Annotated in this window: 22 protein-coding genes and 1 pseudogene; 7 read left to right on the top strand and 16 right to left on the bottom strand. The window is 69.8% G+C overall.

The features are described 5' to 3' along the window. Nucleotides 1-11: 11 nt before the first annotated feature. The 4 genes from AC5Y4Z_RS22575 to AC5Y4Z_RS22560 are packed head-to-tail and all read right to left on the bottom strand — an operon-like array spanning nt 12 to nt 4,233. Nucleotides 12-2,129, bottom strand: coding sequence for a beta-glucosidase (locus tag AC5Y4Z_RS22575; RefSeq protein WP_499967140.1), 2,118 nt, complete (start codon nt 2,127-2,129; stop codon nt 12-14). After that, nucleotides 2,126-2,620, bottom strand: a complete 495-nt coding sequence (locus AC5Y4Z_RS22570) for a TIGR04338 family metallohydrolase (protein ID WP_499967139.1) — start codon at nt 2,618-2,620, stop codon at nt 2,126-2,128. The genes AC5Y4Z_RS22575 and AC5Y4Z_RS22570 overlap by 4 nt, the downstream gene beginning before the upstream one ends. Then, complete coding sequence (locus AC5Y4Z_RS22565; protein ID WP_499967138.1) at nt 2,617-3,366, bottom strand: DUF2786 domain-containing protein; 750 nt, start codon at nt 3,364-3,366, stop codon at nt 2,617-2,619. Before AC5Y4Z_RS22565 ends, AC5Y4Z_RS22570 begins: the two co-directional genes overlap by 4 nt. Before the next feature lie 30 nt (nt 3,367-3,396). Continuing rightward, nucleotides 3,397-4,233, bottom strand: a complete 837-nt coding sequence (locus AC5Y4Z_RS22560; RefSeq protein WP_499967137.1) for an alpha/beta hydrolase — start codon at nt 4,231-4,233, stop codon at nt 3,397-3,399. Between AC5Y4Z_RS22560 and AC5Y4Z_RS22555 the strand changes: the two are divergent. The 3 genes and pseudogenes from AC5Y4Z_RS22555 to AC5Y4Z_RS22545 all read left to right on the top strand — a co-directional run bounded on the left by AC5Y4Z_RS22555 (nt 4,184) and on the right by AC5Y4Z_RS22545 (nt 7,568). Then, nucleotides 4,184-5,270 (top strand): annotated as a pseudogene (locus AC5Y4Z_RS22555) (sigma-70 family RNA polymerase sigma factor). The gene AC5Y4Z_RS22560 and the pseudogene AC5Y4Z_RS22555 overlap by 50 nt on opposite strands. After that, nucleotides 5,267-6,688, top strand: coding sequence for an alpha/beta hydrolase domain-containing protein (locus AC5Y4Z_RS22550; RefSeq protein ID WP_499967136.1), 1,422 nt, complete (start codon nt 5,267-5,269; stop codon nt 6,686-6,688). The pseudogene AC5Y4Z_RS22555 and the gene AC5Y4Z_RS22550 overlap by 4 nt, the downstream one beginning before the upstream one ends. 7 nt (nt 6,689-6,695) lie before the next feature. Beyond that, entirely contained in the window at nt 6,696-7,568 is an 873-nt protein-coding gene (locus AC5Y4Z_RS22545; protein ID WP_499967135.1) for an NmrA family NAD(P)-binding protein, read from the top strand. 72 nt (nt 7,569-7,640) lie between these two features. Here AC5Y4Z_RS22545 and AC5Y4Z_RS22540 read toward each other — a convergent pair whose 3' ends face one another. Beyond that, complete coding sequence (locus AC5Y4Z_RS22540; RefSeq protein WP_499967134.1) at nt 7,641-8,777, bottom strand: NAD(P)H-dependent amine dehydrogenase family protein; 1,137 nt, start codon at nt 8,775-8,777, stop codon at nt 7,641-7,643. A gap of 104 nt (nt 8,778-8,881) precedes the next feature. Here AC5Y4Z_RS22540 and AC5Y4Z_RS22535 point away from each other — a divergent pair, with 104 nt between their 5' ends. The 4 genes from AC5Y4Z_RS22535 (at nt 8,882) to AC5Y4Z_RS22520 (ending at nt 13,072) form a co-directional block, all read left to right on the top strand. Then, nucleotides 8,882-9,706, top strand: a complete 825-nt coding sequence (locus AC5Y4Z_RS22535; protein WP_499967306.1) for an IclR family transcriptional regulator — start codon at nt 8,882-8,884, stop codon at nt 9,704-9,706. A gap of 10 nt (nt 9,707-9,716) precedes the next feature. Next, nucleotides 9,717-10,442, top strand: coding sequence for a pirin family protein (locus AC5Y4Z_RS22530; RefSeq protein ID WP_499967133.1), 726 nt, complete (start codon nt 9,717-9,719; stop codon nt 10,440-10,442). Between the two features lie 49 nt (nt 10,443-10,491). Next, nucleotides 10,492-11,883, top strand: a complete 1,392-nt coding sequence (locus AC5Y4Z_RS22525) for a YhgE/Pip domain-containing protein (RefSeq protein WP_499967132.1) — start codon at nt 10,492-10,494, stop codon at nt 11,881-11,883. A gap of 79 nt (nt 11,884-11,962) precedes the next feature. Then, nucleotides 11,963-13,072, top strand: coding sequence for a phosphodiester glycosidase family protein (locus AC5Y4Z_RS22520; RefSeq protein ID WP_499967305.1), 1,110 nt, complete (start codon nt 11,963-11,965; stop codon nt 13,070-13,072). Here the strand turns inward: AC5Y4Z_RS22520 and AC5Y4Z_RS22515 are convergent. The 11 genes from AC5Y4Z_RS22515 to AC5Y4Z_RS22465 form a co-directional block, all read right to left on the bottom strand. Next, a complete protein-coding gene (locus AC5Y4Z_RS22515) occupies nt 13,069-13,746 on the bottom strand; it encodes a YoaK family protein (protein ID WP_499967131.1) in 678 nt (225 codons plus the stop codon). The two genes, AC5Y4Z_RS22520 and AC5Y4Z_RS22515, sit on opposite strands and share 4 nt — an antisense overlap. Nucleotides 13,747-13,755: 9 nt before the next feature. Further along, complete coding sequence (locus AC5Y4Z_RS22510) at nt 13,756-14,484, bottom strand: hypothetical protein (RefSeq protein WP_499967130.1); 729 nt, start codon at nt 14,482-14,484, stop codon at nt 13,756-13,758. Further along, nucleotides 14,451-15,005 (bottom strand): Rv1363c family protein, encoded by a 555-nt coding sequence (locus AC5Y4Z_RS22505; RefSeq protein WP_499967129.1) that lies wholly within the window; start codon nt 15,003-15,005, stop codon nt 14,451-14,453. The genes AC5Y4Z_RS22510 and AC5Y4Z_RS22505 overlap by 34 nt, the downstream gene beginning before the upstream one ends. After that, nucleotides 15,002-15,970, bottom strand: a complete 969-nt coding sequence (locus tag AC5Y4Z_RS22500; RefSeq protein ID WP_499967128.1) for an RDD family protein — start codon at nt 15,968-15,970, stop codon at nt 15,002-15,004. The genes AC5Y4Z_RS22505 and AC5Y4Z_RS22500 overlap by 4 nt, the downstream gene beginning before the upstream one ends. Beyond that, the gene (locus AC5Y4Z_RS22495) at nt 15,967-16,767 is read right to left on the bottom strand and encodes an Rv1363c family protein (RefSeq protein ID WP_499967127.1); all 801 of its coding nucleotides are present in this window, start codon (nt 16,765-16,767) and stop codon (nt 15,967-15,969) included. Before AC5Y4Z_RS22495 ends, AC5Y4Z_RS22500 begins: the two co-directional genes overlap by 4 nt. Further along, the gene (locus tag AC5Y4Z_RS22490; protein WP_499967126.1) at nt 16,737-18,290 is read right to left on the bottom strand and encodes an MCE family protein; all 1,554 of its coding nucleotides are present in this window, start codon (nt 18,288-18,290) and stop codon (nt 16,737-16,739) included. The genes AC5Y4Z_RS22495 and AC5Y4Z_RS22490 overlap by 31 nt, the downstream gene beginning before the upstream one ends. Further along, on the bottom strand, nt 18,284-19,435 hold the full coding sequence (locus AC5Y4Z_RS22485; protein WP_499967125.1) for a virulence factor Mce family protein: 1,152 nt from the start codon (nt 19,433-19,435) through the stop codon (nt 18,284-18,286). Before AC5Y4Z_RS22485 ends, AC5Y4Z_RS22490 begins: the two co-directional genes overlap by 7 nt. Before the next feature lie 56 nt (nt 19,436-19,491). Beyond that, nucleotides 19,492-21,105 (bottom strand): virulence factor Mce family protein, encoded by a 1,614-nt coding sequence (locus AC5Y4Z_RS22480; protein ID WP_499967124.1) that lies wholly within the window; start codon nt 21,103-21,105, stop codon nt 19,492-19,494. Beyond that, nucleotides 21,102-22,691 (bottom strand): virulence factor Mce family protein, encoded by a 1,590-nt coding sequence (locus AC5Y4Z_RS22475; RefSeq protein ID WP_499967123.1) that lies wholly within the window; start codon nt 22,689-22,691, stop codon nt 21,102-21,104. The genes AC5Y4Z_RS22480 and AC5Y4Z_RS22475 overlap by 4 nt, the downstream gene beginning before the upstream one ends. Beyond that, on the bottom strand, nt 22,688-23,734 hold the full coding sequence (locus tag AC5Y4Z_RS22470; RefSeq protein ID WP_499967122.1) for a virulence factor Mce family protein: 1,047 nt from the start codon (nt 23,732-23,734) through the stop codon (nt 22,688-22,690). Before AC5Y4Z_RS22470 ends, AC5Y4Z_RS22475 begins: the two co-directional genes overlap by 4 nt. Continuing rightward, nucleotides 23,731-24,557: MCE family protein (locus AC5Y4Z_RS22465; protein WP_499967121.1), on the bottom strand; the 827-nt coding region annotated here is incomplete at its 5' end. The genes AC5Y4Z_RS22470 and AC5Y4Z_RS22465, both read right to left, overlap by 4 nt.

The raw sequence follows: 24,557 nt of genomic DNA, 5'->3' as shown, positions 1-24,557 counted from the left end.
GGATCGCGGCCCTACCGCCCGAACGTGCGGCCGGCCAACTCGGCGACGGCCTCGAGCCGTGGCCCGACCGCCGAGACGCCCACCGCCACCGCGTAAGTGCCCGATTCGATGCGCCAGCATTCCGCGGCACCGTCGTACCGGGCGAGCAGGCGCGGGTCGGCCGCAAGGGTGACCCGCCCGGTCGCCCCCGGCTCCAGCTCGACCCGCTGGAATCCCAGCAGCCGCAGGCATTTCCCGCCGGGCGCGGCCGTCAGATACAGCTGCGGCACGTCGGCGCCGCCGCGTTCCCCGGCGTTGGTGACATCGAAACTGACGCTGACGGTTTCACCGCCGCGCACCACCAGATCGCGGTACTCAAACCTGGTGTAGGACAGGCCATGCCCGAACGCGAACAGCGGTTCGCGTCCGGTCCTGGCGAACCATCGGTAGCCGACGTCGGCGCCCTCGACGTAGTCGATCGTGCTCGGGGTCCCCCACGCGGCGCCGGGGTCGGGCAGTTCCGGGCGCGGCGTCTGGCCGAGGCCGACCGGGAAGGTAAGGGGCAGCCGGCCTGCCGGATTCACCCGTCCGGCAAGAATTTCCGCGATCGCACGCCCCCCGGCCTGGCCGGGGTACCAGGCCTGCACGATGGCGTTCACCGAGTCGCGCCAGGGCATGGCCACCGGGTTGCCGGTCTCAAGCACCACGACGGTGTTCGGGTTGGCCGCCGACACGGCGGCGATCAGCGCGTCCTGCCCCCAGGGCAGCGCGAGGTCGGCACCGTCGAAGCCTTCCCCCTCGGCGCGGACCGCGAACACGATCGCGACGTCGGCCCGCCGCGCCGCCCGCGCCGCCTCCGCGACGCTGGCCCCGGGGACGAAGTCGATGTGCGCGTGGGGCAACTGCTTTCGCAGCTCGTCGAGCGGGCGCGACGGCAGCAGGTACAGGTTGCGCAGCCCGGCCTCGAGGCCGGCGCCGCCGATCGGGATCACCGCGGCGTAGCCGCCCGGCGGGACGACGGCGCTGGAACCGTAGCCGGCCGCGACGCCCAGCTGCGCGTAGCCGCCGATGACGGCGATGCGCGCGGTCGACTCGGGCGCCAGCGGCAGCACCCCGCGGTTGGCCAGCAGCACGATCCCCTCCCGCGCGACCCGCAACGCAATCTCGTTGTGCGCGTTAAGGTCCGGTTCCGGAGCGGGATCAGGGCGGTCGATCCCGACCGCGAACATCGACCGCAGGATTCGCCGCACCATGTCCGACAGCCGCGCCTTGGGCAGCCGCCCGTCGGCGTGGGCGGCCCGCAGGCCGTCGCCGAACGCCTCGGATTGCCACAGCAGGGCGTCGATCTGCGCGCCGCACTCCTGGTCGAGGCCGGCGAGCGCGCACTGCCAGCCGGGTGTGGCGCCCCAGTCGGACATGACCCAGCCGCGGTATCCCCAGGCGCCTTTCAGCACCCCGTTGATGAGGGTGGCGTTGGCAGCGGCGTAGTCGCCGTTGACCTTGTTGTAGGCCGTCATCACCGCGCCGGGCCGGGAGCGCTCGATGGCGATTTCGAAGGCCAGCAGGTCGGATTCGCGGTGCGCGTCGGGATCGATGACCGCGTTTAGCCAGTGCCGGTTGGTCTCGTTGCAGTTCAGCGAGTAGTGCTTGACCGTCGAGATGACGCCCTGCTCCTGTATCCCGTTGACCGACTCGGCGGCGATCGTCGCGGTCAACAGCGGGTCCTCGGAAAGGTATTCGAAGTTGCGGCCGTTGCGCGGGTCGCGCGCGAGGTTCATCGCCCCCGCGAGCTGCACGTTGAACCCGCGGCTGCGCGCCTCCCGGCCGATCAGGCCGCCGGCGGCGCGGGCCAGCGCCGGGTCGAAACTGGCGGCCAGCGCCAGCCCGGCCGGCAGCGCGGTGGCCGTGTCGCCCGGGCGGTAGCCGGGGTTGGTGACGCCCAGGCCGGCGTCGCTCATCAGCAGCGCCGGGATCCCGAGCCGCGGAATCCCCGGCACGTAGCCGGCGCTCATCGGGACGCCCGCCGGGATGCGCTCGTCGCGCAGCGGCCAGAATTCGCCGGCACCCATCACCCCGACGATCAACGTGAACCGCTCGTCGTCGGTCATCCGGGACTCGACCTCGCGCGCCCGCGCGTCGGGATCGTTCACCGCACACCCTCTTTGGCGAACACCACCCGCAGCACGTGCCCGAGTTCGGGACCCATCACCCGCTGCGTCAGCTCACACAGCGTCGCGACGAACTCCGGGCCGTGCGGCGGCTCGGCGTGGCACAGGTGATGGGCCACCTCATGGAGCACCACCAGCTCGCGCAGCGCCCAGCCGGCGGTGTCGGGGACGGCGATAGTGCCCGCGCCGTCGCGGTTTTCGTAGTGCGCCGCGGTGGCGGCCCGCCGCGACCGCACGCGCAGCGGCGCCACGTCCGGCCAGCGTTGCCGCACCGACGGCAGGGCCAGCACGTCGTCGACGTAGCGCTGCACCGAGGCGACCGACCCGAATCGCCCCTCCGGCGGCAGCGTCAGCTGCGTGCCGAAGAACTCCACGGCGGGCGATCCGTGCTCGGCGGCGCGGTCGAACAACGTCCGGACGAACTCCTCGGCCGCATAAACCTTGGCGCGCTGCGAGTCCCGGGCACCGCTCACCGGCCCAATGCGCTCCGCGCGCCGGGCAGCTCGGGGCTGTCGGAGAGCCGGGCCCGCCGGCCGGCCCGGTCGCCCGCGCGTCGCGCCTTGGACGAATACCCCGCCGACGCCCGGTGGGCCTGCCAGGTGCCGCGCGCCTTCGAGGTGCTGCTGTAATAGTCGCGCAGCTCGAGTTCCTTGTCCCGCAACGCGATCGCGGTGCCCGGCGGGCGGCGGCGGTCCTCGGTGGCCTCGCGGGTGGCCTCGTCGCGCGCCTCGGCCAGCCGCTGACCGACGCGCGCGCCGAAGGCGAGCTGGAAATTGAGCCGGGCGGTGATCGTCGGCGTCGGCCGGTGCGCACCCGAGGCCAGGTAGGCGTCCGACGCCCGCACCATCTGGACGACCAGGCTGGCGTAGAGGGCGTGGGTGGCGTCGATGTCCTCGGCGAACCCGTACGCGTAGAGGAACGTCGAATTGGACGCGATGTCACAGCGCACGTCGTTGGCGGCGGCGATCAGCACGAAAAGCTGCACATAGGTCCGCAGGCCCTTGCTGCCCGCGGCGCCGATCGTGATGGTCCGCTGGGTCGGCCCCTGCGCCGGCGAGCGCTTGGCCGCGTGCGACCGCGCGACCGCCAGGTCGATGGAGGCCGCCGTCGCCAGGCGCTGCGCGGCGCTCATGAAGGCCTCCGCCTCGTGCGGGTTGTCGGTGCCCTCGGCCTGGCGCAGCAGCGCGGCGATGCGAGACAGCATTTTGTCGTCGGTCATGTGCGCCAACCTACGGGAGGGTCACGACACTCAGAGCCGTTCGGTGATCCACGAGACCACGTCGCGCAGCACCTCGTCGCGCTCGGGCTCGTTGAAGACCTCGTGGTAGAGCCCGGGATAGACCTTCAGCCGCACGTCGGCAGAGCCGACGCACTCGACCAGGCGCCGGCTGCCGTCGACGGGGATGAGCCGGTCGTCGGAGCCGTGCACCACCAGCAGCGGCGCGGTCAGCGCCGGCGCCCGCTGGGGCATGGTCTCGCCGACCTGAAGCAGCGCGCGCCCGACGCCGGCGGGCACCTTTCCGTGGTACACCAGCGGATCGGCCTGGTAAGCCGCCACCACTGCGGGATCCCGCGAGATCGCGTCGACGTCGAGGTCCTGCACCGGCAGGCCCGGCACGAGCACGCCGAGCACCTTGGCCGCGAGCACCATCAGCGGCGATACCAGCTCCTGGGCCGCCACCGCCGGCGCCGAGAGCACCATCATGTCGTAGTTGTCCGGGCGTTCCACGCCATAGGCGAACACGATCCCGCCGCCCATGCTGTGCCCCAGCACGATGCACTTGAGGCCGTGGTGTTCCCGGGTGGCGATGCCGACCAGCGCGTCGAAATCTCCCGTGTACTCGGAGATGTCCCGCACCAGCATCCGCTTGCCGCCGGAACGGCCGTGCCCGCGGTGGTCGAGCGCGTAAGTGACCAGCCCCGCGCGGCCGAAGCACTGCGCGACGTGGTCGTAGCGGCGGGCGTACTCGCCCAGGCCGTGCGACAGCACGACCACCGCCCGCGGCGCGGTGTCCGGCGTCCAGACGTCGTAGACGATGCGCACGCCGCCGACACCGTCGAAGCTCCGTTCAGTGCGCGTAGTCATCAATGGGCAGAGTAGTGGCTTATCGGGCGCGGCCGTCAGAGGCGGTGCGTAGGCTCTTTCGCGTGAGCGTGCTGGCAGAAAGCTCCGACCGGGATTTCTCGGCCCATGCCGAGCCCTACCGGCGCGAATTGCTCGCGCACTGCTACCGGATGACCGGGTCGTTGCACGACGCCGAGGACCTGGTGCAGGAGACGCTGTTGCGGGCCTGGAAGGCCTACGACCGCTTCGAGGGCAAGTCGTCGATGCGGACCTGGCTGCACCGCATCGCCACCAACACCTGCCTGACCGCGCTGGAGGGTCGCGCCCGCCGCCCGTTGCCCACCGGCTTGGGCGGGCCCAGCTCAGACCCGACGGCGGAGTTGGTGGAACGCCGCGAGGTGCACTGGCTGGAGCCGCTCCCGGAGCTGGCGGACGACCCGGCGGACCCGTCGGTGATCGTCGGGTCACGCGAGTCGGTGCGATTGGCGTTCGTCGCTGCGCTGCAACACCTTTCGCCCCGGCAGCGGGCGGTGCTGCTGCTGCGCGACGTGCTGCAGTGGAAGGCCGCCGAGGTCGCCCACGCGATCGGCACCACCACGACCGCCGTCAACAGCCTGCTGCAGCGGGCCCGCGCCCAGCTGGGCGCCGTGCAGCCCACCTCCAGCGACCGGTTGACGCCGCCCGAATCACCCGAGGCGCAGGACCTGCTGGACCGCTACATCGCCGCGTTCGAGGCCTACGACATCGAACGGCTGGTGGACCTGTTCACCGCCGAGGCGATCTGGGAAATGCCGCCGTATGCCGGCTGGTACCGCGGGGTGCGCGACATCGTCACCCTCATTCGCCAGCAGTGCCCCGCCGAACATCCCGGCGACATGCGCCTGGTGCCGTTGACCGCCAACGGCCAGCCGGCCGCGGCGATGTACATGCGCGCCGGCGACGTCCACCTGCCGTTCCAGTTGCAGGTGCTCGACGTCAGCCGGGGCCGCGTGTCGCACGTGGTGGCCTTCCTCGACGAATCGTTGTTCGCGAAGTTCGGACTGCCGGAGGCGCTATGAGCCAATCCCCCGTCGTCAAGCCCGTGCCGGGCAAACCCCTGCTGCTGCTCGGCGGCTTCGACGTCGGCGACCTGGGCTACGCCGTCGAGGAGTTCTTCGTCTCCGGCACGGCCTCGTCCTACGCGCCGGCCGGCGACCTCGGCCCCGACGGCGCGTGGGACGTAACCCCAAGCGGCACGGCCGAATTCACGACACGGGTGGTGGCGCTGACCCCGACCGATCCGGCCCGGTTCAATGGCACGGTGCTCGTCGAATGGCTCAACGTGAGCGGCGGCCTCGACGCCCCGGCCGTGTGGATGATGGCGCACCGCGAGATCCTGCGTGCGGGTTACGCCTACGTCGCGGTCTCGGCGCAGCAGGTCGGCGTGGACGGGGGCGCCAGTTTGCTCGGGTTCGACATGTCCCTGAAAACCCAGGATCCGGAGCGTTACGCCGCCCTGAACCACCCCGGCGACGCGTTCGCCTTCGACATTTACTCCCAGGTCGGCGCGCTGGCCGGGAACGCGGGCCAGGGCATCCTCGGCGAACTGCGCCCCCGCCACGTCGTCGCCATCGGCGAGTCGCAGTCGGCGGTCTTCCTCACCACCTACATCAATGCCGTCGATCCGCTGGCCCGAGTCTACGACGGCTTTTTGGTGCATTCCCGATTCGGCCCGGCCGCGGTGCTGGACGGCAGGTCGATGATCGCCGAACTGGATTCGCCCGGCGCGGAGCAGGCGGCGGTGAAGTTCCGTCCGGACCTGCGCGTCCCGCTCCTGACCATCATCACCGAAACCGACCTCTACGGCCATGTGCCGCTGGGCTATTACCTGGCGAGGCAGCCCGACAACGAGTGGCTGCGGGTCTGGGAGATTCCCGGCGCCGCCCACGCCGACAACTACACGATCCAGGTGGCGCCGATCGACGACGGTTCGGCGGCCCTCGACGCCATCGTGGCGGCCTACGCGCCGACCAACGTACTGATGGGCCAGCAGTTGGGGCACTTCATCAACTTCGCGCCGCAACATCACTACGTCGTGCAGGCCGCGCTCGCCGCGCTGAACACGTGGGTCGGCACCGGCGAGCCCGCGCCCGGCGCCCCGCCCATCGACGTGGACGAGGCCGCGGGAACCGCAGCGCCCCAACCGATTCTGGATCCCAACGGCCTGGCGCGCGGCGGCGTCAGGACCCCGTGGGTGGACGTCCCGACCGCCCGGACCTCGGGCATCGTCGCCGAGGAGAACATCATGGCGGCGATCTTCGGCACCGGCGAACCGTTCGACGCCGAAACGCTGCGCCGGCTCTACCCCGGCGGGGTTGAGGAGTACCTCGGGCGGTTCACCGCGTCACTGGACGGGGCGATCGGCGCCGGGTTCGTCCTGGCGGCCGATCGCGCCGAGATCCTCGAGCTCGCCGCCGCGACGTACCCAAACCCCTAGCCGCAGAGTGCTTTTGATCACCGGCCCGTCGGGCAACGTCGGGCACGAACTGGTCGCGACGCTGCGGACCACGCCGCCGCCCGGCGGCTGGCGGGTGGCCAGCCGCCACCCCGACCGCCTCGGCGGCGACGCCGACGCGTGCCGCTTCGACTTCTTCGATCGCTCCACCTGGGCAGCGACGCTGGACGGCGTGACGACGCTGTTCCTGTTGTTTCCGCTGCCGGGCAACCGCGCCGCGCGGGACGCGCTGGTCCCGTTCGTCGACGCCGCGCAACGGGCGGGCTGCCGCCACGTGGTGTACGTGTCGGTGTTCGGCGCCGACCGTGCCCGGTTCATTCCGCACCACAAGGTCGAAGCCGCGCTGCGCGCGTCCGCGATGGGCTGGACGGTCCTGCGGTGCAGCTTCTTCATGCAGAACCTGCACCGCGTGATCTCCACGCACGGCACCGACATCGTCGAGCGCGGCGAGCTGTTCATCCCGGCCGGGCGGGGGCTGACCAACTTCATCGACGCCCGCGACGCCGCGGCCGTGGCCGCGCTGGCGCTGACCGATCCGGCCGCCCATCACAACCGGACCTACCACCTGACCGGCCCCGCGGTGTTGAGCATGGACGAGGTCGCCGCGGCGCTGACCGAGGCGCTGGGCTTCCCGGTCGCCTACACCCACCCCGGGCTGCTGCGGTTCGCGGCGCGGCTGCGCCGGCGCGGGGCCGGTTGGGACAGCATCGGTTTCATGGCCGCGGTGTACACCCTGACCCGGCTGGGGCGAAACCACCCGATGACCGACGAGGTGCGCCGCCTGCTCGGCCGCGAGCCCCGAACCCTGGCGGAGTTCCTGCGCGACAGCGCCTGGCGCTGGCACGAGCGCGCCTGGACCTAGCCAAACACCATTGACTCTGCGCTCATGGCGCGACCCACTCGCACTTCTGCGCCGTAGGCGCAGAGTCAACGCCTAAGAAAACAGCCGGCTGTCCGGCGACGGCCCGGGCACCGGGCGGACCAGGCCGGCCCCGGTGATCAGCGGCAGGTCCAGCGCGGACAGCAGACCCGGCGGGGCCGCACACACCGCGGGGATCGCGTTGACCATCCGCGACGCGCCCGCGATGCGCGCGCCCAGATCGTGGTCGCGGTCCTCGGCCATCTCGAATTCGCAGCGCATGCTCGGGGATCCGTCGATCTCCACGCGATAGAGACCGCGACCGGACGCCGGGCCGTAGCCGAGGTCCTTCGGCGAGATGGCGATGTTCGGCTGCGGCCAGTCCGGCGCGATGTCGTCGCGCATCCGGGTCACGTGGTCGAGGACGAAGGTCGGCTTGTCCCCGACGTATCCGGTCAGCGTGGAGCGCATCGCGGCGATCGTCCCCGCCGCGATGTGGCCGGTGGGCGTGTCGAAGGACTCGGGCGCCGGGATGCGTTCGTTGCCCTCCTCGATGCGGTCGATCTTGACGCCAAGGCCCGCGGCGAGTTGGTGCAGCACCGGCCCCCAGCCGAAGGTGAAGATTCCGGGCTGGGCCGCGAACGCCGCGTAGTCCGGGGGCTGGCCGAACCCGAGGATCTCGTAGACCGCTGCCTTGTCCGGATAGGTGGCGTAGTTGAACATCTCGGTCACCCGCACCGACTCGATGACCCGCGCCACCCCCGTAAGCACCAGCGGCAGAACGTCGTTGGCGAAGCCGGAGTCGATCCCGGTGGTGAAGAACGACGCGCCGCCGTCCAGCGCGGCCCGGCGCAGCGGGTCGGTGAACGCGGCGTCCAGCCCGTCCGGGAACACCAGCGGCACCACCGAGCACGACACCACGTTCTTGCCGGCCCGCAGGATCGACGCCATGTCCTGCACGGCCTCCAGCGGCCGCAGGTTGGCGCCGGCGGCGTACACCACCGCGTCGGCGTCGCCGGCGAGCATCGCCGCCGGGTCCTGGGTGGCGATCACCCCCACCGGCGCGATCCCGCACAGTTCTCCGGCGTCGCGGCCCGCCTTGGCGTCGCTGTGCACGACGACGTCGACGAGCTGCAGTTCCGGATGGTCGATCACCCCGCGCAGGGCGATCACGCCCATCGACCCCGGCCCCCAGACTCCCACCATGTACACGCGTCTCTCCTATTATTAGGACACTGACTCTTAGATTTTGGACGGATCGTAGGGAGCTTCGCGTGGCCGAGTCAACCGCCAAGTCGCCGCCCACCGCCCGCGTGATGGATGTGCTTGGGACGCTGGCGGATTCACCGCACGGGCGCACCTCGGCCGAGGTCGCGAAAGCGTGCCGCATCAGCACCTCGACCTGCGCCCTGGTGCTGGCCGAACTGGAGCGGCGCGCCTGGGTGGCGCGGCGCGACGACCGCCGCTACGTGCTGGGCAGCGGCTTGTTTCACCTGGTGCACGGGCTGCGGGCGCAGTTCCCGCTGCTGGACCGCGGGCGCGACGCGCTGCGCTTCCTGCACGACACGCTGGGCGCGGGCTGCTCGATGTCGAGGATCGGCGACCGCCACCTGACCACTGTCGACGCGGTCGGTCACGGCACCGACGGCGAGCACGCCGTCGGTCAGCGCTTCCCGATCGACCCGCCGTTCGGACTGGTCGCCATGGCCTGGCGCGACGACGAATTCGTCGAGGCCTGGTTGCAGCGGGTGCTGCCCAGGCTCACCCGCGCCGAGATCGCCCGCCATCGGCGCGTGCTGGCCGACATCCGGGCTCGCGGCTACGGCGCGTGGCGCTTCGACGACACCCACCAGTCGCTGCACCACCGGCTGGCCGACGTGCTGGCGTCGCTGGAGCCGACCGCCCGGGTGACCCGCCAGCTCACCACCCTGATGACCATGGTGACGTTGCGGTCGATCACCGACGTCCTGGAAACCCAGCTGGCGGCAACGGAATTCGTCGTGCTGCCGATCTTCGGCCAGGACGGTCAGCCCGAGTACCAGATCGAGATCCACCTGGGCCGTTCGGCCGGGCTGACCCTGGCCTCCCTCGACGCCGCGCTGCGCCGCGCGCAGGCGCTGCTGACCTCGGGGATAACCTAGGCTGGTTTTCATGCCCGCCACCGTGGAGATCCGCCGCGCGGCCGACCGGGCCGTCACCACGACGACCTGGCTGAAATCGCGGCATTCGTTCTCCTTCGGCGACCACTACGATCCCGACAACACCCACCACGGGCTGCTGCTGGTCAACAACGACGACATCGTCGCGCCCGGAACGGGATTCGACTCGCACCCGCACCGGGACATGGAGATCGTGACCTGGGTCCTGCGCGGCGAGCTGACGCATCAGGACTCTGCCGGCAACCGAGGCGTCATCTATCCCGGCCTGGCCCAACGCATGTCGGCGAGCAGCGGCATCCTGCACTCGGAGAAGAACGAGTCCCCCACCCAGCCAGTGCATTTCGTGCAGATGTGGGTCGTCCCCGACGAGACGGCCATCACACCCGGCTACCAGCAACACGAAATTGACGCCCAACTGCTAGAAGCCGGGCTTGTGACGATCGCCTCAGGCATGCCGGGTCACGACGCGGCCATTCGCCTGCACAACCGCGCCGCCGCGCTGCACGGCGCGCGGCTGCAACCCGGCCACGCGGTAAGCCTCCCGAAGGCGCCCTACCTGCACCTTTTCGCCGCGCGCGGCGGCGTGACCGTGGAGGGGGCCGGTGACCTCGACGAGGGCGACGCGGTCCGGTTCACCGGCGACGACGGGCGGCGCGTGACGGCGCGCGGGGCGTCGGAGCTGCTGATCTGGGAGATGCACTCCCGGCTGGGTGGCTGAGGATATCCGGGCGACCACCTAGAGTTGGGCACGACAGACAGGAGCCCGCATGTCTCAATCGCAGCCGCGGCACGCGGCGCCCAACCCCGACCGCAGCATCAAGGCGATTCGCACGGTGCGGTTCTGGGCGCTACCCGTCGTCGTCACGCTGGCACTGATGTCGGCGCTGTGCGCGCTGTACCTCGGCGGCATCCTGAACCCGATGACCAACCTGCGGCATTTCCCGATCGCGGTGGTGAACGAGGACGCCGGGCCCTACGGCGGGCAGATCGCCGAAGGAATCGCCGGCGGGTTGGACCGCAACAAGTTCGACGTGCGGGTGGTCTCCCACGACGAGGCGAAGCGACTGCTGGACACCGCGGGCGTGTACGGGGAGCTGGTCATTCCGCCGACCTTCTCGTCGAACCTTCGCGAGTTCGGGGCCAGCGCGGTCACGCCCGGCCGCGCGACCCGGCCCTCGGTCACCATCTCCACCAACCCGCGGGCGGGCACGCTGGGCTCCAGCATCTCCGGCCAAACCCTGACCCAGGCCGTCGCGGTCGCCAACGGCAAAGTGGGCCAACGACTTACGGCCGACGTCGCGGCCCAGACCGGCGGTGCGCCGCTGACCGGCGCGGCGGCGCTGGGCCTCGCCAACCCGATCGAGGTCAAGACGAGCGTCTACCACCCGCTGCCCAACGGCACCGGCAACGGGTTGTCGGCCTTCTACTTCGCGCTGCTGCTGCTGCTGGCCGGCTTCACCGGCAGCGTCGTGGTCAGCACGCTGGTGGACGCGCTGCTCGGCTACGTGCCGGCGGAATGGGGCCCCGTGTATCGCTTCGCCGAGCAGGTCAAGATCTCCCGGTTCCAGACCCTGCAGCTCAAGTGGGCCATCATGGTGCTGCTGGCGCTGCTGACGTCGGCGGTATACCTGGCCATCGCCCACGCGCTTGGGATGCCGATCCCGCTCGGCTGGGAACTGTGGGCGTACGGGGTGTTCGCGATCATCGCGGTGGGCATCACGTCGAGCTCGTTGCTCTCGGTGCTGGGCTCGATGGGCCTGCTGGTCAGCATGCTGATCTTCGTGATCCTCGGATTGCCGTCCGCGGGCGCCACCGTCCCGCTGGAGGCCACGCCGCCGTTCTTCCGCTGGCTGGCCGAGTTCGAGCCGATGCACCAGGTCTTCCTCGGCGTGCGGTCGCTGGTCTACCTCGACGGCCGCGCGGATGCCGGCCTGTCCCAGGCATTGTGGCTGACGGCGGTCGGCCTGGTGATCGGCCTGGTGCTGGGCGGCATCATCACACACCTCTACGACCGCAAGGGCTTTCACCGAATCCCGGGCGCCGTCGAGCTGGCGATCGCCGCGGAGCACCAGGCGCAGCACAAGGCGCGCTTGAGCAAGCGCGAGAGCGCCACCGACAGCCAGTCCGAGGCAAGCGAAACCCCAAGCGAGCAAACGTAATTCGAGTGCGGCCCAAGCGGTACGCGTTCGTTACCTAAGTTGACAGTGTTACTGGTGTGACTGATGCTATTGATGTTGTATAGACATCCGCGCCGAAAGGTCCCTCGTGCTGACGCCCCTCGCCAGCCTGCGCCGGCTGGTGGCCCGCTGCGCGGCGGTGCTTGCGTGCGCGACACTGGCGAGCACCATCGGGCCGCCCGTCGCGCACGCAGCGGACGGGCGTGACCTCCTGGCGAGCGCGATCAGCGCCACCCGCGGCTCGTACCTGGTCTACAACTTCGGGCCCGGCCATCCCACGCCCATGCTCAACGCCGGCGGCAGCTGGTACGAGATGAACAACGGCGGCCACCTGATGATCATCAAGAACGCGGCGGGACGCCTCGCGCCGCACCTGCTCGTCGACACCCACCAGGGCGACCAGGCGCGCTGTGAGAACAACCCCGGGGCCCGCACCGGTGAGGGTCTGTGGCAGGCATCGGAGATCTATCCGCCGTTGCAGGCGTGGCAGCGGATGGGGCAGCCGACGATCGCGATCAACGCCAACTTCTTCGACATCCGCCCGCAGAAAGGCGGGTCCTGGCGGCAGACCGGCTGCAGCTCGCCGCTGGGCGCGTTCGTCGACAACACCCGCGGCCAGGGCCGGGCGAACCAGGCGGTCACCGGCACCGTCGCGTATCCGGGCAAGCAGGGGCTGTCCGGCGGGGGCGAGAGCTGGAGCGCCCTGTCGACGATGATCCTGCCGTCGGGCGGCGCGCCATATGTGTTGCGCCCCAAGGGCCCCCAGGACTACGACGTCGCCACCCCGGTGGTCGCCGACCTGCTCAACCGCAACGAGCGGTTCGTCGCGGTGTCGGGGATCGGGCTGCTGTCCCCCGGCAAGACCGGCCAACTGCATGACGGCGGTCCCAGCGCGGCGCGGACGGCGATCGCCTACGCGAAGCAAAAGGACGAGATGTACATCTTCGAGGGCGGCAGCTACACGCCGGACAACATCCAGGACCTGTTCCGCGGGCTGGGCAGCGATAACGCCATCCTGCTCGACGGCGGTGGGTCGTCGGCCATCGTGCTGCGCCGTGACACGGGCGGCATGTGGGCCGGTGCCGGCTCGCCCCGGGGCTCGTGCGACACCCGCCAGGTGCTGTGCGACTCCCACGAGCGGGCGCTGCCCAGCTGGCTGGCGTTCAACTAATCCGGTGGCGGCCCGAAGCGAAAGATCGCCAGGCTCGCCGCGACCACGACCGCCGCGACCGCGAACACGGGCGCCACGACGAGCCGTGACATGGTCGCGCCGACCAGGGCGCCGGAGCACATCGTGAAAACGACGCTGTAGCGCAGCTTTTCGCGGGCCCCGGTGCCGCCGGCCAGCCGGCTGTCCAGCCCGAGGCTGACGATCGTGGACGTCAGCACCGTGGTGGACAGTTCTTGGATCCCGAATTGCCGCGCGCTCGAGTGCTGCAGGCCGAACGTCACCGCGAGCAGGCCGATCATGATCAGCTTGGTGTTGTCGTGATAGCGCAGCACACCCGCGCCGGCCAGCACCGACAGCGCCACCAGCAACGCGATTTCGGTTGCCAGCACCGTGGTTATCCACGGCCGCGCCCGCTGACCGAAATGCCGGGCCAATCGGCCGCTGACGATCGTGCTGCAGACGAAGGTGGGCAGGGCCACCGCGACCGCCGTCAGGTCGATGCTGGACTTCGGCGCCAGCCAGAAGCCGAGGAAGATCACGTTGCCGGTCATGTTGGCCACGAAGACGTGCCCCAGCACCAGGATGCTCATGGCGTCGGCCAGGCCGGTGGCGAAGGTCAGCAGCAGCAGCGCCGCGACGGTCGAGCGCTCGGAAACCGGCGACGCGACGGGCATCGGAAGCGCTCAGACGTGCGGTGTCAGGTCCAGCGAGGTGATGGTCGTCATCCTCGTCACCAGCCAGCGGCCGCCTGCGCGCTTCATGAACAGCCGATAGGACAGGTACTTCAGCGACGGGATGTTCTTGGTCAACGGGCTGGTCGACGTCGTGTTGGTGTACACGATGACGACGGCGTTCGGGTCGTCCAGCGATTCGACCGCCGCGCCGGTGACTTCGGTGTGGTTGGTGACCTTGGCCTGCTTGTTGGGGGCCGCGATCGCGTCGACGAACTTGCGGTATTGCGCCTCGAAGTCGCCGCTGAGGTAGGCCGCCGCGCGGTCGGCCAGGCCGTCCATGTTCTCCGGGGTGTAGGTCCACAGCGTCGTGATCGCGTTGGCGGCGGTCCGCGCGACCTTGAGTTTCGTTGCGGCGGTGGCCCGGTCGGTCAGGTAGGGCTGGACCATCGCGCCGGCGAACGCCGCGGAACCGACGAACAGCATCGCGGCCAGCGCGATGGCGATGGCGAGGCGCTTGCCGGCCAGCAGCTTGCGCCGGCGGCGCTTGGGCTTCGCCTCCTTCGGGCTCTCGGATTCGGCCTCGGAAGCCTCGTCGGCGTTCTCGGCCGCCTCGGTGGCCTCCGTCTCCCCACCCGACTCGGTGGCCTCCGCGGCGGATTCGGTTGGGGTGTCGGCGCTTTGGTCCACCTCGGTCGCGTCGGCGGTCAGATCACCTGCAGCAGGTTGCTGATCTTCCACTGATTCCCTTCCTGCGTGACGGTTGCCGTCCAACGATTGGTGTTCTCGAAGATCTGCTTTTCGTCCGGCGACTTCGAGGTGACCTCGGTGGCCACCATCACGGTGGCGCTGCCGTCGTCGTTCCACCGCTCCAGGCCCGCGCCCAGGACGGTGCCGGTCGCCGGCTCGGCCCGCGCCACCTGGAGCAGGATCTCGTTGGCCTTGTCGCGGTACTGCTTGGCGAAATCGCCGGTCGCCTGGGCCAATACGCGCGACACGTAGTCGTTGGCGTGGAACGGGTCGATGGAGGTGAACTGGCCCATGAACCCCGTGACGTAGTTGAGCACCTCGCGCTCCTTCGAGGCGCTGCGCACCCGCGACTCGTGCGAGATCAGCATCAGCGTGCACGCCGCGATGGCCATGACCATCAGCACCGCGGCCACCGCGCCGGCCACCGGCAACCCCCACGGCCGGCCCGGCGGCGCCGGACGTTCGACGAGCAGCGCCCCGGAGCCGGGCTCAAACTTGCGGCGGGGGCTCATTTTCCGTTCCCCGGCAATGGCGTCAGGTCGTCGACGCGCCAACGGTCGTCCCCGCCCTTGGCGAAGTTCACCCGGACGGTCGCGCTCATATACCGCTCGTTGGGCGCCGTGCCGCGCCGGCCCTGCAGGAACAGCAGCATGGTCGCCCGGTCCGGGGTGGCCGACAGCACCGACCCATCCTGCGGCCAGTACTCGTTGATAACCGGGGTCCGCTTCTTGGCCTTGTCCTGCTCCGCCGTCAGCTTGCCCCGGTAGTTGTCGGTCGCCAGCGACCGCGCGCGAGCGAAGTCGTCGTCCAACGACTTCGGGTCGTACGTCAGCATCTGCGCGACGATCTTCGGGCCCTGCGCCGCGACCTGCGCGCGGGTCTGGTCGCTCGCCCGGTCGCGGGAGTACACCGCCAAGTAGCTCACGGCGGTGGCCGCGAGGCACACCGCCGCCGCGGCCAGCACCGCCACCGCGGTCCACCGCCGGACGCGGGGTGGGGCCGCGTCGGGCTCCATCCGCCGCACCTCGGTGCCCAGCAGCATGTCGGCGAACGTGCGGCGCCGCGAATCCCACAGCGGCCAAAGCCATCCCACCACCGAGGCGGTGTCGAGCAGGTGGGCCAGGTCGCGCGCCAGCAGCCGCCACGGCCCGACCGCGCCGCCGTCGCGGCGCACCACCGCGATGCCGAACAGCCCGCGCCCCAGGCTGAAGCCCGCGATCGTCGGCAGCAGCAACCGGTTGACCAACAGCAGCAGGATGACCGCGCCGAGGACGGAAATGGACGTCCACCACCACACGCCGCCGCCGGTCACGGTGAACGACACCAACGCCAGCGTCGCGACCGCGGCGGCGCCCGCGAGGACGTCGACGGCGAAGGCGCCGACCCGAAAATTCCAGGGCGCCAAGGCATCCCGCGGCGACGCGGGGGCGGTCGCGTGGGAAAGTTCTTGGGTCCGTGGCTCGGAGACCACCGTCACTTCGTCACCTGGTCGAGCTTGGAAATTCGGTACTGCCCCTCGGCGAACGCCATCTTCACCCGCAGCCGATAGCCGGTCTCGTTCTGCTGCTGGTCGCTCGCCACCTTGACGCGCATCGCGACGAGCACGTCGATCGAACCGTCGGCGTTGTTGCGCTCCACCGCCGCCCGCACGTCGGACACCTGGACGTGGATGTTGGCCGCCTGATAGGCCTGGACCAGCATGCTGGTGTACAGCAGCGCCTGGGAGCGGAAGGCGTCCGTGCCGCAGTCGATGATCTTTTGTTCGCTGGCGGCCATCGCCTGGGTGTCGGGGGCCTGCGTCGCCGAAACGCAATCCACCGCCGCCTTGAGCGCCGCGGCGTCGTTGCGCGCGATGGCCTGGCTTTCGTGGTGATAGCGCAGCGCCAGGTACCCCCCGGCGCCCAGCCCGCCGGCCAGCAGCACGAGCGCGACCGCGATGCCGGACAGCCAGCCCCGGCCCATGCGCGACGGCCCGCGTCCGGCCACCAGGGAAGGGCCGGGCTCGGCGGGGTGAGCGTCCTCGGTGGCCTCGATCTCGGATTCCGCCGGCTCCGCGGCCTCCGGGGCCGGCCCGGTCTCGGCGGCTTCGGCGTCCTCGGTGGCCTCAATGACCTCGGGTTCGGTCGACCCCTCGGCGGTCTCCTCAACTTCCGCGGCAGCGGCCGCCGTCTCCTGCTCGACCTGCGGACTTGGTTTGCGGGAGGACCTGCGCAGTCGACGAAACCTCGGCATGGGTGGGGGGTTCAGCCGGCCGGCGCCAGCATCTCCTTCCATCCGTCGTCTCCTGTTTTGGTCGAGTTCTCGACGGAGTACTTCACCCCGTCGGGCCCCACCAGTTCACCGCTCTGCGGGCTGTAGATCGCCGAGGGGGGCCCGCTCGGAGTGTAGACACACGGGTTGGGCTGCTGGCCGTTGCACTGCACGGTGCCGGTCCCCGGGCGCGTCAGGGGATCGCTCGTCGGCGGCGGCGTCCCCGCCACGCGGTCCGACGGCGCCGGGTTCAGGCCGGTGTTGATCGAGGGCGCCGGGATCACCATGCCCGGGCGCACCGACTGGTCACAGCGCGCGGCGGGCGCCGGGCAGGTCAGGATCTGGTTCGGGTCGCCGTACCACGGGTTGGTGCCCGCCGGCACGTACGGCTTCGGGTCGCGGCACTCGCGCGGCGTGGCGGCCCGCTTGCCGGGCACGTCCGTACACGGGATGTTGCGCGATCCGCGGACGCTGTTGGCGGGCGTCTCCATCGGAATCTTGCAGTAGGTGCCGCTGGGCAGGGGCTCGATGTTGGTGTCCGCGGGCGAGCGCCACTCCGACGCCGGGATGAACCCGGTCAGGCACGGCGGCGGCTGGTTGATCGACAACGCGAGGTCCAGCGCCGCCTGGTTCGGGTAGGGCGCGGCCACCGTCTGGGCGATCGACGCGCCCTGCGGCAGGAACACCAGGACCTGCTCGACGCCGCTGTGGTAGCGCTTCAGCAGGTCGAACACGACCTCGAGGTTCGCCAGCGTCTGCGGCAGCGAGTCGCGGACGTCGTTGAAGACGTCGTTGACCGGGTCGGCGGTCGGGGCCGCCTGCGCCAGAATGCTTTTCACGTGCTGGTCGTTGGCGGCCGTCTGCGAGGCCAGCCGGTTGAGGTTACGCGCCCAGCGCTCGATCGCGTTGTTGGATTCGACCTGGCTGTCCAGGATCGGCCCGGAATGCTGGATGATGTCGTTGACGTCGGTGATCTGGGTCTTGAAGTCACCGACGATCGCCTGCGTCGAGTCGACCAGCCGTTGCAGCGCGGGACCCAGCCCGCCGACGGACTGGGCCGTCTCGTCGAGCAGCGAGCCGATCTTGTCCTTCGGCAACACCGCCAGCCCCCGGTTCGCGGTGTCCAGGGCCGGCCCGATCTCGGCCGGCACCGTGCCCAGGGTGGGGATGGTGTGGTCCGGTGACATGTATTTGCCCGGGTTCCCGTTCGAGACCAGATCCAGGTACTGCTCACCGACCGCCGACACCGAGTGCACCTGCGGCACCGCGTCGATCGGGATCTTGTAGCGGCTGTCGATGCTCATCGTCGCCTCCGCGCCCTGCTCCGTGGGCTGGACGTCGGTGACCTTGCCGATGGTGATGCCGCGATAGGTCACGTTGGCCGTCGGATAGAGGCCGCCCGAGGCGGGCAGGTTGGCCTTGAGCTCGTATCGGCCGACGCCCATGAGGCTCGGGATCTGCAGGTAGTAGACACCGAGCACCAGCAGCGAGACCACCGTGAGGATCCCGAAGGCGATCAGCTGGCGCCGGACGAAGGTGGTCAGCAATTCCGGTCCGCCCTTTCCACCAGCGGCCCGCCGGGCGCGTCATTCGGGTTCGGCGTGTACCGGACGTCGGGGATCATCGTCTCGGGGTCGCGCCCGAACGACTGCTCGAGCGCGCGCAGCGCACCCGACAACCCGGTGCCGGTGAGGAAGGCGTTGTCCACCGCGCTGTAGGTCACGTCCAGCGTCAGCGACACGTTGACGTAGTCGCCCCGGAACATCTTGGGCACGGTGTCGATGTCGAACGGCTGCGTCAGGATCAGCTTCAGCGCGCCGATCAGGTACGGCGAAGCCCGGCCGAGCTCCTTGAGCGGGCATTGCAGCGACTGCAGATCCTGGTGCAGCGGCCCGCGCGCCTCCGACAGGTAGGTGTCGGCGGCCTGGCTGAGGCGTCCCACCGAATCGACGGCGTTGATCAGCAGCTGCTTGGTATCGGCGAAATGCTTGAGCAGCGGTGGGATGTCGGTGAACACCCGGTCCAGCACGTCGGCCCGGCCGCCCACGTAGGTCAGCAGGCGGTTGGTGGAGTCGATGGCGTGGGTGATGTCGTCACGCTGCTGATTCAGCTGGCTGGTGAAGGTGTCCAGCTTGCCCAGGAACGCCCGGATCTGCGGGCCCCGCCCGTTGAAGATGTTGTAGACCTCGTTCTGCAGCACCTCCAGGTTCGGGATGCCGCCCCCGCGCAGGATCAGCGACAGGCTGGCCAGGGTCTGCTCGGTGGTGGGGAAGGCCGTGGAGTTCTTCAGCGGGATGGTGTCGCCGTCCTTGAGCAGCTCCGACGACGGGTTCGGCGGGGAGGCCAGCTCCACGTGCTGCGAACCCAGCAGCGACGTCTGACCGATCTTGGCGATCGCGTTCTTGGGGAGCTTGACGCTCTTTTTGACGCCCAGCGTCAGCGTGGCGATCCACTTCCTCAACTCGATCTTCTTGATCGAGCCGACGTAGACGTCGGCGACCATCACCTTGCTGTTGCCGTTGATGGCGAGCGTGTCCGGCATCTGCACGTAGATGGTCATGGAACCCGAGCCGCTGCCCGGACCGCCCGGGATCGCCACGTTGGAGATGCCCTTCCAGCCGCACGAGCTCAGCACCAGCGCGGCCACCACTAACACCAGCCCCTGCCAGGCCCGGCGGCGAATCCGGCGCACAATCTGTGCCTGTCGGTTCGGCTTGCTTCTCGCGCGTTCCGCGCTCGTCGCGCGCCTCACTGGCCACCTCCGAAGTCAGCCGGCGCCACCGGCCCACCCGCGTTGGGGGCGGGCGCCCCCACCGGCGCGGGCGTCGGCGCGACCGGGCCAGGGATCACCTCCGGCCCCGGCGGGGGCGGCGCGATCGGCACGGGAGCGTTGAGGCCCATGGGCGGCAGGATCGGGTTCTCGTCGTAGGAGTTCGGCGGCCCCGGCGGGGTCTGCAGGGTGGACTGCACCGGCTCGATGTCCGGGCCGCCCATCAGCTCGGCCAGCGACTCGGGCGTCAGCAGGCCCGCCGTCACCGGCCCGACCTGTTGGCCCTGCATGCCCGGCGCGACGATCCAGCCCTGCTGGGTGTTGCGGTGCGACAACGGCGTATCCGGCACCCAGATGCCCGGGACCGTCGTGTCCTTGTACCCGGGCGGCGGCTGCAGGCGCGGCTCGGAGTAGGCGACCTCTTTGGGCAGCGTCTCGGCGGTGCTGAACAGGTTCGCGCCGAACGGCAGGTAGTTGAACTTGATCGCGTCGAGAATCGGGGCCAGGTACTGCGCGCACAGTTCCGCCGACTCCTGATAGCCCAGCCGGCTGCCGGCCTGAATCGAGCTGCAGATGAACTGCATGGGGTTGGCGAAGTTGGTGATCGCCGGAATGGCGACGACGGCGCCGTGCGACGGGTGGTAGATCTGGTTGATGTTCGCCGCGGCCGTCGGCAGGACGTGCAGCGCGGTCTCCAGCCCGTTCAGCGAATCCGGCTGCAGCAACGTGTTCGTCGCGGTCGCCAGGTTGTTGACGTCGTGGGTCAGCACCTCACGGTTCTTGTCGAGGAACGGCCGCACGGTGGACAGCAGGCCGTCGAACTGCTGCACCGCGTTGGCGAGGTCGGTGTCGTTGTGGGCGAGCCGCGTGGTGAGGTCGGCCAGGTTCTGGTTCAGCGCGACGAACTGCCGGTCGTCCTGGTGCAGCGCGTTGACGAACAGGGCCAGGCTGCGCACCACCGCGAAGAAGTCGCCGCGGCCCTCGTTGAGCGCGGTCAGCGCCTGCGACAGGCTGCTCAGCGTGTTGTTGATCTGCTTGCCCTTGCCGGCCAGCCCGTCGGCGTAGGCGGAGATGACCTCACCGAACGGGCCGGTCGGCTGCTCCTTGGTGGGGCCGAGCTTGGAGATGATGTTGGTGATGCTGTTGCGCAGCTCGTCCCACTCGACCGGGACCTGCGTGCGCTCCTCGGGGATCACCGCGTTGTCGGCGAGCACGGGTCCGCCCTTGTAGGCGGGCTCCAACTGGATCGAGCGGGACGCCACCAGCGTGGGGTTGAGGATCACGGCCGAGGCGTTGGCGGGAACCTTGTACTTGTTCTCGTAGTGGAAGGTCACCTTCATCTTGTTGCCGACCGGCTCAATCTTGTCGATCGCCCCGACGCGCAAGCCCATGATCTGGACCTTGTCCCCGGGGTACAGCGCGTTGGCCGCCGGGAAGTAGGCGACCACGGTGTTGTTCGTGAGCTTCTGGTAGAGCCGCCAGCCGACGTACCCGAGAGCCAGAGCCAGCACGATCACGAAGATCCCGATGATCACCGTTGCCCGTGAGAACTTCGGTAGCCGGATGTTCCGGATATCAAAGATGGTGCTCAATTCTGGCTACCTCCCGTCGCTCCGCTCCCACCGGCTCCGCCGGGGTTGATGAACGGCGCTGGCAGCTGGTTCCCCGGACCGGGCGGCGCCGGCGGGCCGGGCGGCAGGCCCGGCGCGAACGTGGACGGCGGCGGCGTCGGCCCGGCCGGTGCCAGGTTCTCGGTGCGGGCGCCCGGCGGCGCCTGCGCGGGCAGCGGCACAGGCGTGCCCGGAACGTTCGGCGGCGGGTCGCCCGGCCGGCCGGCGATCGGGATGCCCGGCGTGGGCGGCAGGCCGCCGGGGTTGGGCGGCGAGGTCTCGACGTCGATCGGCGCGGGGAAGCCGGGACCGCCGAACGGGCCGATGCCGGTGCCCGCGCAGGGCAGCGGGTTCCACGGCCGCGGCAGACCCGCGTCGCCGACGGTGACGTTGCCGCCGGGATTCGCCGGCGTGTACGAGCACGGCGATCCGGGTGGGACGGCCGGGCCCGGGTGGTCGGGCGTGCCCTCGAGCACCGGCGGCGCCGGCGGCGGTGCGCCGTTGGGGAACCGGGTGCCGTTGGGGTCGGGCCAGCGGAATTCGGGCAGACCGGCGCTGCGCCAGAAGTTCTCGGGATCGATGCCGCGCTTCTTGAACGCGGCGTCCACCCACGGCTGGATGATCTGGTACAGGGCCAGGTTGTGCAGGACCACCTTGAAGAACGGGCCGGACGCGATGGCCTCGTTCAACGACGGGAGGAACTTGCCGACCTCGATGAAACCGGTGGCCAGGTCGTCCTTGCGCTCGACCAGGATGTCGCTGACCGTGCGCAGCTGCTCGAGCACGTGGTTCAGGTTCGGGTTGTCGTTGATCAGGCCCTTGACCTGTTCGGAGAACGCGGCGACGTTCGCCAGCAACGCGTTGATGGCCTGGCCGCGTTCGTTGAACGCCGCCAGCAGCGTCTTGGCGTTGACCAGCAACCGGTCGATCTGCTCGCTGCGGTCACCCAGCACGCTGGCCACCTGGTTGGCCTGGGCGAGCAGGTGCTTGACCTCCTCGTCGCGCTTGCCGATCGTGTCGGAGAACTTGGCGACACCGTCCAGCGCGGCGCTCAGGTGCGGGTAGGTCTGGTCGATCGTCTGCGACAGCACATGCAGCGACTCTTTGACCGTGTCGATGTTCCAGCCCGAGGCGGCCTTGGTGACGTCGAAGAACGCGTCGTAGATCTGATACGGCGTGGTGCTCTGCCCCAGCGGCAACGCGGCGTTGGGCTTCAGCGTCTGGTTGCCGCGGTTCTCGATCTCGAGGATCTTCTTGCCGAGGATGGTGTCGGTCTTGATCGCGAGGCGGCTCTCGGTGCCGATGCGCTCGCTGCCGAGATTGAACTTGATCAGGACGTGGTCGCCGTCGATCGCGAGGCTCTCCACCTTCCCGACGTCCATGCCGGCGATCCGCACTTTGTCGCCCTTGTTCAGGCCGCCGGTGTCGGTGAACTGGCCGTAGTAGTGCGGTCGGGCCATCAGCATGGGCACGCTCGTGAAGCTTTGACCCACGCCGATGACGAGGAGCGTCACCAGGATGCCCATCAGCCCGATGCGCAGCCGATTCGGAGGTTCCAGCGTCCTCATTGCGGGGTGCACCTCCCCGTCGGCTGCTGGAACAGCCGGACCGTGCGGACGGGTCCGCCGGCCTGCAGGCCGTTGATCTTCAGGGTGATGTCGCAGGCGTAGAAGTTGACGAAGTCCCCGTAGGAGCCGATGCCGCGCCCGATCAGGTTCAGCGCGGTCGGCACCTTGTGGATGAAGTCGTTGAGCTGCTCACGCTGGTCGATGAGCGGCTGCTGGACGGCGTCGAGGTAGTTGAGGCTCTTGTGCAGCAGCCCGCGGTCCTCGGCCAGCAGGTCGGCGACCGTCCCGGCGGCGTTGCTGATGTGCGCGGTCCCGCCCGCCAGCTGGTCGCCGTGGTTCTTCAGCCCGGTGACCAGCACCTCGAGGTTGTTGACGGTCTGGTCGAATTGCTGGCGGTGGCGAACGGTGGTGTCGAGCACGGTGTTCAGGTTCTTGATGACCTCGCCGATCGCCTGGTCACGCGTGCCGAGCTGGTTGGTCAGCTGCGCGGTCTGGTCGAGGATGTCGTTGATGGTGCCGCCCTGCCCCTGGAAGACGGTGATCAGCGCGGTGGCGATGGTGTTGACCTTTTCCGGGTCCAGCGCGCGGAACAGCGGCTTGAAACCGCCGATCAGCGCGTCGAGGTCCAGGGCCGGCGACGTCCGCGCCACCGGGATGAAGCCGCCGGGCGGCAGCACCTTGCTGCTGTTGCCCACGTCCTCGAGCGGGGTCTTGAGCTCCAGGTACCGGTTGCCGATCAGGTCGAGGTAGCGGATCTGCGCGGTCGTGGACCGGTACAGCGGGATCGAGCGGTCGACGCTGAAATCGACTTTCGCGCGCCGGCCGCCGTCGACCAGGTGCACCGAGCTGACCTTGCCGATCTCCACGCCGGAGGCCCGGACGAATTGGCCCTGCCGCAGCCCGCTGATGCTGCTGAATTCCGCCGAGTACGCGTAGGTGCGGCCGAAGCGCATCTGGCCGAACACCACGATGATCATCACAGTGAAGAGCAGCAGCACCACGGAGAAGATGCTGAGTCGGACGATGGTACCGGTGATTTTCATGGGTTGATCGTGTTATCCCCTACCTGACGGCCCCACACGTACTCGATCGCGTAGGGCGAACCGGTGTCGATGTGGTTGTACGGCGCGATGCTGTTGCCGGTGTCCATCACCAACTCGGGCGCGGGCCACAGGTCGTGGGTGATGGCCTGCCAGCACCCCGGCGCGCCGCCCGGCCCGCCGCGGGCGTTGGTGCGCGGCAGGTTCTCCGGCCACATGTAGGGGTTGGGCGCCCCGCCCACCAGCCCGGCCAGCGCCCCGGCCTGCGAGGCGATCGCGACCACCGCCGACACCGGGTTCAGCAGGAGCCCCGCCCCGGACAGCGCCTCGGTCTCGGTGTTCAGCGAGTAGCCGTTGCCGGCCAGGAACGACGCGGCCTTGGGCTCGATGTCGTGGTAGTTGCGGACCGTGCAGAACAGCTCGGGGCTGTAGGTGTCCAGCAGCTGGGCGGTGGGGACCAGGTCTTGGGCGCCGCGCGCCAGATACGGCCCGCCGCGCTCGAAGATGTCCGCGCCGGTGTTGCCGAACCCGGCCGCCGACAGCAACGCCTGATCCAGCTCCTTTTGATGGGCGTTGATGGTGCGCGAGGTGATCACCGCGTTGTTGAGGAAATCGAACAGATCCGGGGCGGCATTGGCGTAGGTGTCGCCCAACCCGGCCAGCTGCTGAATGTCGTGACGGGCCTGGGGCATCTGCGGATTGACATCATCGAGGATCGCGTTGGCGTTGACGATCGACTGCCCGAACTTCTCGCCCAACCCCGCCAGCGACTGCGCCGCAGCGGACAGCGTCAGGTTCAACTTGACCGGATCCACCTTCTGGGCGA

The organism is Mycobacterium sp. NGS63 (genome assembly GCF_059812295.1).
This window is presented reverse-complemented; position numbering and strand designations above follow the sequence as displayed.